This is a genomic window from Maribacter sp., assembly GCF_049667165.1.
Classification (GTDB): Bacteria; Bacteroidota; Bacteroidia; order Flavobacteriales; family Flavobacteriaceae; genus Maribacter_A.
In genome coordinates this window covers 18,403-28,794 of sequence record NZ_JBATHS010000032.1, presented here as the reverse complement: position 1 = coordinate 28,794, position 10,392 = coordinate 18,403, and the positions used below count along the sequence as shown (strand labels likewise).

The following is a 10,392-nucleotide window of genomic DNA, read 5'->3' as shown; positions in this document are numbered from 1 at the left end:
GGTTAAACAACATTACTAAAATTACCATAACTTTATAGTATAGTATATTAAATACGCTCTTGCCTAAAACAAGAATTATGGTTGAATTGCTCAAAACGCACCTACAAAAAAAAGCGGTCGATAAAATTATAGCATTACTTCATGCGAATCCAGAGGTATTGGGTCTTGAAGACGATCATGGAAGTTCAGGTTTAACCTTAATTGCTTATAGTGGCCTTCAGAAAGCTTTTGTAGAAGCTATTGACTTAAAGAAATCCTTTTCTTTTCACGAGGCCATTGTATGCGGTAAATTGGAAATTGTAAAAGATTATTTGAATACCCCCGACTTTGACTTGGTAAACACCCATTCCAATGATGGTTTCACACCGTTGTCATTAGCCGCATTTTTCAATCGAACCGAAATCGCAAAAGCATTGATTACGATGGGTGCCGACCCAAACTTACCGGCCAAGAATCCATCAAAGGTAAATGCCTTGCATGCGGCCATAGCGAAGGAGAATTATGAACTGTGCAAGCTATTCATCGAAAACGAGGCCAATGTAAATGCGGTTCAGATGAAAAATGTAACGCCCTTGCACGCTGCCGTACACCGAGGGAATCTGGCCTTGGTAAAACTTCTGGTCGAAAACAAGGCATTGATTACCCCGCAAATGGATAATGGGGATACCGCATTGCTTATAGCCGAACGTGAAAAGCATAATGACATACGAACATACCTTTTGGGTCAACAGCATTGAAAAACATTGGAACTGATTCAAACATTTTATGACTGTAATAGCATTATATTCATTGTGTACAAACCCGATTGTTTTTGTAGTAAATCCATTCAGCCGATGAGGCAGGAATTCCCATTGACAATCATATCAAAGCCTTTTGCTTTGCAAAAGACAATGATATCAAATGCGCCGCAAACGCGGCTGAGGCCAAAGGACCTGAAAGTGCATGGGAAACCATTGAAAACATCTATCCCTTAAGAATTGGGCATGGCGTGAGAAGCGCAGAGGATGTGGAACTACTTATATTCCTAAAAGAAAACAAGATACATCTCAAAGTATGCCCAACCAGCAATATTCAAGTGAATGTGTTTGATGAAATTGAAGATAATTGTGTGGACAACATATTCAATTTTGGCATTTCAAGGAGTATTAATTCGGACACACGTACGATATCCAATGTCACCTTGGAAAAAGAATACCAACTTCTGACTAAAATCTATAATTGGGAAAAGGACCATTTCAAAAAATGCGACCTTGAGGCTATTGAACATTCATTCGCTACCGAAGAAGTTAAATGAAAAATCGAACTCCAGATAAAAAAAGCCTATTGATTTAAAAAAGCGGTGTCAGCCGCTTTGCAAAGCGCCCCGCTTATTGTCCCAATAAGATCAAAGAAGAATCCAACCCCTTTATTTTGTAGGTGACGTACAAATACGCGCCTCAGCATTCTAGACCTATAGATGTATTGATTACGAAAACCATAAGCAAAAATGCCGCTGACCTTAGGCACTGGTTAATTTGGCTTTAAGCAGGACCTACCCGCCCTGTAATTTATCAGCACCGTCCAATAATCCCACCAAATCCTGTGGGTTATGTATCAAAATGGGAATGTGCTGGGGGCAGATATAAAATTCACTTTCCTTATGATAAAATTTCGTCACAGGGGTTTCACTTGAGGTTTTCTTACAGACAATACATGTTTTATCAGTGCTCATAACTAGTTTTTTGAAGTGACAAAACTATCAATTACTTTCCGTTTAAAAGCTAACAATTATCATGCTTTTCTATTTTTTATTTGTGAGGAAAAAAGTTGCGATATGAGTATTTGTAGTGAATCAGTGATTAACTTTGGAGTTCATTGCAAGTCAACACAAGATGCTGTTAAAAGACGTACATATACATGCATAACATAGTTGAATCTATTTTCATATTTTACGATAAAGCATGGTAAATGCATTTTATTTACCATTTTTACAATACCTTATTAACGAAGTACATACTATACGAACCTAATGAAATCAATACAACATTTTTTTATCAGTGCAACCATCATGTTAACCATCGTATCCCAAGCACAGGAAATAGAACCGAAACAGGTAAAACAGGTAATGCAGCGGGTGGCCGATTGGCAGATAGTGCATTATTCCGATCTGTTCAGTGATCATAAAGAACCACATCACCCCCTCGATTGGACCAATGGGGCCCTTTATGTGGGTATGGTAAAATGGGCTGCAATGGCTGATGATGACACCTATTATAAATGGTTGAAAGACATAGGACAAAAATACGACTGGCAACTACATCAACGAAAATACCATGCCGATGATCATACCGTGGGGCAAATGTATATTGAACTCTATCGGAAGTACAAGGATGATAAAATGATCGCACCAACCAGGGAACAATTCGATTATATCATGTACCATCCGGCCAAGACATCATTGCAATGGCAAAGTCCCTATCATCAATCCCGTTGGAACTGGTGTGACGCCTTGTTCATGTCCCCTCCCGTTTGGGCAAAATTATACAACCTGACAGGCGAAAAAAAGTATCTCGATTTTATGATGAAGGAATTTAAGGCCACGACGGATTTTCTTTACGACAAAAAAGAACACCTCTATTACCGCGACCAAAGTTTTATGGGCAAACTGGACCATGGCACCAAGATTTTCTGGTCTAGGGGCAATGGATGGGTTTTTGCCGGACTTGCCAATATCATGGAGGAGTTGAATCCCAATAGCAAAGAATACGAGTATTTTATGATGATTTATAAAGAAATGGCCAAAAAATTACTTCAGATCCAAACCCCACAAGGGCATTGGGCCATGAGCCTGTTGGGCCAAGAGTATTACCCGACCCCGGAAACGAGTGGTTCCTCATTTTACACGTTTGGGTTGGCTTGGGGCATCAATCAAGGTATATTGGATAAGGAAATTTATGGTCCTGCCGTAAAAAAAGGATGGAACGCCATGGTTAGTCATGTCACCCCTGAAGGCATGTTAGGCTACGTACAACCGATTGGGGCTGCACCGGGTAAGGCATGGCCCGATAAATCGGAAGTTTATGGTACGGGGGCTTTCTTGAGTGCAGGGTCGGAAGTTTATACGTTATATGGTGGTAAATAGTCATATATTCAACGGAGTCCTGAAAAGTTTTTGGGAAATCATCAAGATCGTTCCCTTTGAAACTCTTGAATATAAATGATGTTATAAAGAATATCCTGGCGATTCATTGGTGCTGTTTCAACTTATGGAACAAGGGAATACCTACCTATTGCGGCTAAGTACGAAGATTCTAGCGGACTTTCCCAATGATATTCCTGAATTTGCCCGTGAAAGCGCAGTAGAGGGTTGGAATTACCTTTTGGGAAAATCGCTTAAGGAGTATCTCGAAAAAAGCTGAATTTTAATACTTATCTATATGGAACAGAGAGCAACGATCATAGGGCTTGGTGTCAAGGATATACAGGCATCAACCAATTTCTATATCGATAAGTTCGGATGGAAATTAATGGATTCTAGCAATGAATTCATTTCATTTTTTCAATTAAACGGATTTCTTTTATCACTTTATCCTAGGGAAAAACTTGCCGAAGACGCTCAGGTCAGCCCAGAAGGAAGCGGTTTTAAAGGTTTTACATTGGCTTATAATACAAGAACCAAAGAGGAAGTTAACACCTTGTTCGAATACTTCAGACAACATGGCGTTAAGATTATCAAAGCCCCTGAAGAGGTAATCTGGGGAGGGTATAGTGGTTACATTGCCGATCCTGATGATAATCTTTGGGAAATCGCCTTTAATCCATTTTTACCCTTGGATAACGAGGGAAATGTTCCTTGATAGTATGGATGATTTTAAAAAAAAGGTCTAAGAAGTTTGTTCTGCTATCATTTCGAGCAAAGGAAAGAGAATAAAACTCTTGATATTCAACAAATCTCGACTGCGCTCGATGTGACAGAAAGTTAAATTTTAGACTTTTTAGACCTTTTTTCCATGGTATTCCTGTTTATTTTCCATCAAACCTCACGTTCGTCAATACGAATGGGGCCTCCCCCCTATCCTCACCCTCTTGGGGTTTATATATGAAATAGAGTTCATCCGCATTAACGTCGACAGGGGAAATCATGGGAATCGATAGTATACCGCCTTCTTGTCCAGCCACAGGTATTGGCAAACTTCCTGACCCTAAAAGTTTCCCATCTGCTGCATTCAATCGCATTTCAAAATGCACCGATGCCTTTGGCGGTTCTTGCCATCCGGCAGTTATATATACCCCCCTTACATCTTTTAAATCTATATTCTCAAGTATAAACCAGCCTTCATCTTTTGGGGCCAGCAATAAATTTTGACCTCCAAAGCTAATAGGATTGAACCCTTGGGTCTTAGTTTTCGCCGATAAGGGGACTATACTGCTCTGGAGTGCCACAGAAGTTGAACCTGTCAAAGGTTTTACCTTTTCTCCACCATCATCGGTATAACTCGCTGTAATCACCATCACTTTATCGCTCGCACTTGGATCAGGAACAATACTTCCCAAGGGCGGCAAAGACTTGCTTTCGTTGTTACTTTCGGCTAAGGATTGAATGTACAGCACTATTTGTCGGGTCTCATCTTCCGTAATATTGGGATGGGCGGCCATCACCACCTCGCCCCAGACCCCAGAACCACCTGACACGATCTTCTTTTGCAAATAATCCATTGCGGTGGGATCTCCCTTATATTTTTCGGCCACGGCCTGATATTCAGGGCCAATGGATTTCCCGATTTCCTTATGGCAAGCCTTACAGTCCAAAGCCTGCGTCAAAGCCTTACCCATTACCACTGCTGAAACTTGTTGATGCCCTTGGGATATATTCACCTTATCCATTCCGGACAAGTAATCAACAGAAACAAAAATTTTAGAGGGGTCGATAGGTCCCCCATCAACATCAGTTACCTTAACATTGTAATTAATGGGCACTCCAGGCATGAAGAAAGAAGAATTACCTCCATTTAGGTCAATAGTAACTTCAGGTTTGGTATTTCCTGCGGTAATTGCTATAATCCCACTCTTGGCCGATTCATTCCCTTCATCCTTAACCTCAACCGTCATCTTGTATTCCCCGGCTTCCTTAAAAGTGTACGAAACCTCCGGAGTATCGGTTGTTATTGTCTCTCCGTTTCCAAAATCCCAAATATACCTCATGGCATCCTTTTCCCGATCCAAGGCTTCGACCTTCATAGCAACGGTAAGGGGCAACGTACCGGAAGTTTTATCACTGGTGAAATTGGTGATTATCGGGGGCCTATTGCCTCCATTGTATTCAATATAGCTTAATCCCGAATCCTTGTTTTGCTGAAACCACCCGCTCCCGTATTCCAAAAGATAAACACGTCCATCAGGGCCCATCTCCATATCGATCAGGTTATTAAGTTCAATATCCGATGCGAAAGGCTCCATTTTATTGAAAGTACCATCTTCAAAAAAGGTGATGGCCTTCATCCACCCGCGCATCCAATCATAAACCAGAACTTTAGCATCGTAATAAGTAGGTAAGCCGCCCCCTTTGGGATATAGGTCTGAATAATAGGTGGGTCCTGCCATGGCATTTCTACCCCCGGTCCCTACTTTGGGGAAATCCGGGGTCACTGCATAAGGGTAGTATACGTAGGCCCCTTGGGCAGGTGGTAGTTCTTGAAGGCCCGTATTATTCCTTGAATCATTGATCGGTTTGTTGGTGTCAAAAGCCTTCCCTGAAGTACCATCGGAATAGTCATAATCCCTATAGGGTTTATTGTTGGCCACGAAAAAGGGCCAACCGAAATTACCAGCTTCACGGGCTTGGTTCAGCTCATCATAACCCCTTGGGCCACGAAGCGCAAGGTCATCGTCATTGGCATCCGGCCCCACGTCACCCCAATACAAATAGCCTTTCTTGAGGTCCACTGCAATGCGATACGGATTCCGATGCCCCATGGTATAAATCTCTGGGCGGGTCATTTTCGTTCCCACGGGGAAAAGGTTGCCTTCCGGTATCGCATACGTGCCATCTTCATTGACCTTGATCCGCAATATCTTTCCTCTTAGGTCATTCGTATTTCCAGAAGAACGGCGTGCATCATATTGTTCCTTCCCCGGAATATCATTTAAGGGGGCATACCCATGCGTGACATAGGTTGCCCCTTTTTCATCAAAGGGAGTTGTATTGTCGCCCGTTGATAGATACAACAAACCATCGGGGCCAAAAGCGATCGAACCTCCCGTATGGCAGCAGACTTCGCGTTGCGTTGGAACTTCCAAAATAACCTGTTCAGAATCCAAATCAAAGATTCCTTCCTTGAATTTAAATCGCGACATTCGGTTTACCCATTTATCCCCGGTAGGACTATAATATAGATATATCCAATGGTTCGTCGCAAAATCAGGATCTTTTTGCAATCCCAACAAACCGTTCTCCACATTCACACCTGGAGCGTTCAAGGCTTTGTAATATACATCGAGTTTGGCAATTTCCTTAAGTTCTTCAGTATCTGCATCGTATACTAATATTTCACCCCTACGCTGGGCAATAACTACGTCATTATTTGGTAAAACCGCCATCTCGGTAGGTTCGAAAAATTCCCCTGCAGTCAAGGTCACCTTTGAAAAACGGTTGATTTCTGGAGGAATCTGCGTCGTTGCCTTACTATAATCCAATTGTAAGTTCCCCCCTATGGCATATTGAATACCACCCAAAATGTGTTTGACGAATTTCTCTTCGGAAAAGCTTTCATCTGTATGCCCGGCCGCTGTATAAAAGGCCCTTCCCCCATCATATTCATGGTGCCAGCTCATGGGGTGAAAATCCCCATTCTCCCCTCCTTCATAGGTACTTTCATCTACGGTGATCAAGACCTTGACCTCTTTGTTCAAATTCTTGAAATTATAGAGTTCATCATCCCTATTCCATATCGTATCCTTAAAATGCTTGGTGGCAATGAAGGAATTGTCCTTAATAATAAAATCGGCGTTGGGGGTGCCTGCAGGATGGCTCTGAAATTGCCCCCCAACCAACTTGGTATACCAACCCCAATCATATTCGGTGTCCGTGGCGGCATGGATGCCTACAAAACCCCCACCGGACTGTATGTAACGCTCAAAAGCGGCTTCTTGATAATGATCCAAGACATTACCCGTAGTACTTAGAAAAACGATACACGAATATTTCTTAAGGTTTTCATCGGTAAAAAACAAGGCGTTCTTGGTGGTATCCACTTCAAACCCTTTTTCGACCCCTAATTTTTGAATGGCCGCAATCCCTTTAGGAATTGAAGCGTGATTATAACCCATGGTTTTTGAGAAAACCAAAACTTTGGGTTTACCATTTCTTTTAGTGCTACAACTTGCCATTAACAATGCCAAGGTGAGCATTGATAACAATACAATTCTTTTAATCATTAAATGTAATCTTTAGTTCATACCTGAAGCCGTTAAATATAGGAATAGATCTAGGTTTGGGCCAAATGCTTTTTGAAAATCACCAGAAATATGCTAAACGGATGGTGATAACTGTTGAAACTTATCGGTCCCTTCTCAAAAACTATAAAAGAAATGATGCAATGGTTATCGGGATAACGGAAGTAAAATAGGGGTATTACCCAATTTTGTAGCAGCGTAACAAACGAAAAGCCAAGTGTTTTAGCGATAAACCTAATTATAATGAAATCCGAAATATAACATTACCTTTGCTCGGCCCACAAGGCAATACAACTAAGCCAGCGTGTTCTCGTTCTTAGTGATAAAAAGCTTGTTGACTCCATAATGGCTAAATTACCCAAAGAGCACCAATTTTTCGATGTATCCGATTATGGGCGCCCTATGGCCAAATTAATCGCCAACTCACTGACCAATACCTCATTATCCCCTATTCATGTGACCATTGGTTTCATAATTTCGGGATTGTTGTCCATAATCTGTATGGTATACCATCAGTATTGGGCGGCCGCTTTTTTCCTAGTATTAAAATCCATTTTGGATGCCGCGGATGGGGAATTGGCACGGCTTAAAAAGACACCTACGTATACGGGCCGATATTTTGATTCGGTATCTGATTTTCTCCTCAATGCGCTCTTTATCCTTACGCTATGGTATATAACCCAAGGTTCACTCTTCTATGCCTTTCTAGCGTTTATCGGGTTACAATTGCAAGGCACCTTGTATAATTATTATTATGTGATTTTAAGAAAAAAGCACAATGGGGATACTACAAGCCGCATCTTTGAAGATGAGGCCCCTAAGGCTATGAATGGGGAAAAGCAAAGTGATGTGAATTTGCTTTTTGGACTTTACCGCTTATTTTATGGGCTATTCGATAAGGTCATCCACTATTTGGATCCTAACGCCATTACTGCCCAAAAACTGCCCAAATGGTTTATGACCTGCGTCTCATTATTCGGACTGGGATTTCAGTTGTTGATCATTGCGCTTATGCTGGTGTTTGATTTGGCAGCTTATATTATTCCCTTCTTCATCGTATACTCCTTACTGATTTTTGTGGTTATTCCCACGCGCAAATTTATCAACCGATAAATCCTTTTAAGCTTGTAACCTTCTTTTGAAAATAAAAATGAATTGGACCAGTAAGGATAAAATCGTTCCATACTACTAAATTCATTGAAAGAACCATTAATTTAGAGTCATGAAAAAGTTTGGACTTTTAGGGGCGGTGTTGTTGCTATTTGCCTGTATGAATGAGCCTGAAAAAGGCACGATGATCATCGATGTGAATATTATCGATGTGACCACTGGCGCCATTTGGGAACATAAGGATGTGGTCATTGATTCAGGCAAGATCAAAACCATTTCCCTACATCAAGAAAAGCCATTGGCCCACGAATTGATGGTGAATGGCACAGGTAAGTTTTTAATGCCCGGCCTTGCCGAAATGCATGCCCACATTCCACCTCCATCAATAAACAGTGAACGAATTGAAGACGTACTTTTTTTATATCTCGCCAATGGGATAACGACCATTCGTGGCATGTTGGGACATCCGATCCATTTAGTATTGCGAAACAAGGCAGAAAATGGCGAAATACTTAGTCCTCGTATTTTTACATCGAGTCCATCATTGAACGGTAATTCCGTGACTTCGACTGAGCAAGCTATTTCAATGGTAACCACCTATAAGAAGGACGGATATGATTTTTTAAAGATCCATCCAGGTATCAAACGGGAGGTATTCGATCAAATCGTAATAACGGCCAATGAGGTCGGTATTCCTTTTGCAGGACATGTACCCATCGATGTTGGGATTTGGCATGCGTTACAAAGTAAATTTGCCTCCATAGACCATGTGGATGGTTTTTTAGAAGGATTGGTGCCCGAAACTGCCAATGTAAAACCCATGGACAATGGTTTTTTCGGCTATGCCTTTACACCTATGGCCGACCTTGCAAAAATTGATGGGCTGGTAAACTTAGCCAAGGAAAACAAGGTGTGGATCGTACCCACCCAAAGTCTTTTTGAACGTTGGTTTGCCCCTATTCCTGCAGATGAACTTTTACAACAACCTGAGATGCAATATATGCCCACTGCTACCCTTGTGGATTGGAAGGAGCGCAAGGAAGCTTCCATAGATCCCGCAACTGGTTTTACGGCAAATCAATGGAAACAATTCGACGTTATTCGCAAACAACTGATTAAAAAACTTCAAGATAGGGGTCATGGCATGCTATTGGGTTCCGATGCCCCACAAGTGTTCAATGTACCTGGTTTTTCAATACATCGTGAAATAGATGGCTTACAGGCTGCGGGACTCACGCCATTGGAAATCATTCAATCGGGTACGATAAACCCTGCTACCTTCTTCGAGAAGGTTGACGTTTTTGGTCAAGTCAAGGAAGGGCTTGAAGCCGATCTCATTTTACTCAATGCCAATCCCCTTGATAATATAGATCATTTGCAAGACCTCGCAGGCGTCTTTCGTCAAGGTCTATGGGTCCCAAAAGCAACCATAAATAAACGATTGGCGGGTATAGCGGCCAAAAATTCTAAACCATCCGAAATTGATTCGGATCAAGAGGAAAGAAATGTGCACCAATTGCAAGGTACATGGCAATACTATAGCGAAAAAGGTAAAAAACCTGCCCCAGTAGAGACCTTTAAACGTGTTAAATCCATTTTCAATGGGTATTGGAACATGACCGAAATGAATACCCTGACCAATAAATTGGGCTACTATCATGGGGGCCATTATTCAGTGGAAGGCAATGAATACGCTGAGACCATTACCTTCGCCAATGAAAGTAGCGACTATTTAATGGAAAAGATGTTGCGTTTTCAGTTCGAAGTCATCGGTGATACCCTCATACTGACCGGCCTTAACAATACATTTAATGAGGAATGGATACGCGTGCACTAATGAGGGAAAATAGC

General features: G+C 41.6%; 9 protein-coding genes. 7 read left to right on the top strand and 2 right to left on the bottom strand.

All coding sequences use genetic code 11. From position 1 onward, the window contains the following. Window positions 1-77: 77 nt before the first annotated feature. Entirely contained in the window at window positions 78-737 is a 660-nt protein-coding gene (locus WBM98_RS01650) for an ankyrin repeat domain-containing protein (RefSeq protein WP_424364278.1), read from the top strand. A gap of 83 nt (window positions 738-820) precedes the next feature. Continuing rightward, a complete protein-coding gene (locus WBM98_RS01645; RefSeq protein WP_424364280.1) occupies window positions 821-1,294 on the top strand; it encodes a hypothetical protein in 474 nt (157 codons plus the stop codon). A 237-nt stretch (window positions 1,295-1,531) separates the two neighbouring features. Here the strand turns inward: WBM98_RS01645 and WBM98_RS01640 are convergent, their stop codons facing one another. After that, window positions 1,532-1,711 (bottom strand): hypothetical protein, encoded by a 180-nt coding sequence (locus tag WBM98_RS01640; RefSeq protein WP_424364277.1) that lies wholly within the window; start codon window positions 1,709-1,711, stop codon window positions 1,532-1,534. A 297-nt stretch (window positions 1,712-2,008) separates the two neighbouring features. Between WBM98_RS01640 and WBM98_RS01635 the strand changes: the two genes are divergently transcribed. The 3 genes from WBM98_RS01635 to WBM98_RS01625 all read left to right on the top strand — a co-directional run bounded on the left by WBM98_RS01635 (window position 2,009) and on the right by WBM98_RS01625 (window position 3,836). Beyond that, on the top strand, window positions 2,009-3,121 hold the full coding sequence (locus WBM98_RS01635) for a glycoside hydrolase family 88/105 protein (protein ID WP_424364276.1): 1,113 nt from the start codon (window positions 2,009-2,011) through the stop codon (window positions 3,119-3,121). A gap of 124 nt (window positions 3,122-3,245) precedes the next feature. Continuing rightward, window positions 3,246-3,398, top strand: coding sequence for a hypothetical protein (locus WBM98_RS01630; protein WP_424364275.1), 153 nt, complete (start codon window positions 3,246-3,248; stop codon window positions 3,396-3,398). A gap of 18 nt (window positions 3,399-3,416) precedes the next feature. After that, window positions 3,417-3,836, top strand: coding sequence for a VOC family protein (locus WBM98_RS01625; RefSeq protein ID WP_424364274.1), 420 nt, complete (start codon window positions 3,417-3,419; stop codon window positions 3,834-3,836). A 166-nt stretch (window positions 3,837-4,002) separates the two neighbouring features. Here WBM98_RS01625 and WBM98_RS01620 read toward each other — a convergent pair whose 3' ends face one another. Next, window positions 4,003-7,413, bottom strand: coding sequence for a ThuA domain-containing protein (locus WBM98_RS01620; protein ID WP_424364273.1), 3,411 nt, complete (start codon window positions 7,411-7,413; stop codon window positions 4,003-4,005). A 363-nt stretch (window positions 7,414-7,776) separates the two neighbouring features. On the opposite strand from WBM98_RS01620, the gene WBM98_RS01615 reads away from it, so the two are divergent. Beyond that, window positions 7,777-8,544, top strand: a complete 768-nt coding sequence (locus WBM98_RS01615) for a CDP-alcohol phosphatidyltransferase family protein (protein ID WP_424364272.1) — start codon at window positions 7,777-7,779, stop codon at window positions 8,542-8,544. Window positions 8,545-8,653: 109 nt separating this feature from the next. Continuing rightward, window positions 8,654-10,378 carry an amidohydrolase family protein gene (locus WBM98_RS01610; protein ID WP_424364270.1) on the top strand — a complete coding sequence of 575 codons (1,725 nt, stop codon included), beginning with the start codon at window positions 8,654-8,656 and terminating at the stop codon, window positions 10,376-10,378. Window positions 10,379-10,392: the final 14 nt, after the last annotated feature.

Excerpts from the sequence above, each read along its gene's own strand:
- WBM98_RS01625 (WP_424364274.1), top strand. The coding sequence starts at position 3,417 with ATGGAACAGAGAGCAACGATCATAGGGCTTGGTGTCAAGGATATACAG.
- WBM98_RS01635 (WP_424364276.1), top strand. The coding sequence starts at position 2,009 with ATGAAATCAATACAACATTTTTTTATCAGTGCAACCATCATGTTAACC.
- WBM98_RS01615 (WP_424364272.1), top strand. The coding sequence starts at position 7,777 with ATGGCTAAATTACCCAAAGAGCACCAATTTTTCGATGTATCCGATTAT.
- WBM98_RS01640 (WP_424364277.1), bottom strand. The coding sequence starts at position 1,711 with ATGAGCACTGATAAAACATGTATTGTCTGTAAGAAAACCTCAAGTGAA.
- WBM98_RS01610 (WP_424364270.1), top strand. The coding sequence starts at position 8,654 with ATGAAAAAGTTTGGACTTTTAGGGGCGGTGTTGTTGCTATTTGCCTGT.
- WBM98_RS01630 (WP_424364275.1), top strand. The coding sequence starts at position 3,246 with ATGGAACAAGGGAATACCTACCTATTGCGGCTAAGTACGAAGATTCTA.
- WBM98_RS01650 (WP_424364278.1), top strand. The coding sequence starts at position 78 with ATGGTTGAATTGCTCAAAACGCACCTACAAAAAAAAGCGGTCGATAAA.
- WBM98_RS01620 (WP_424364273.1), bottom strand. The coding sequence starts at position 7,413 with ATGATTAAAAGAATTGTATTGTTATCAATGCTCACCTTGGCATTGTTA.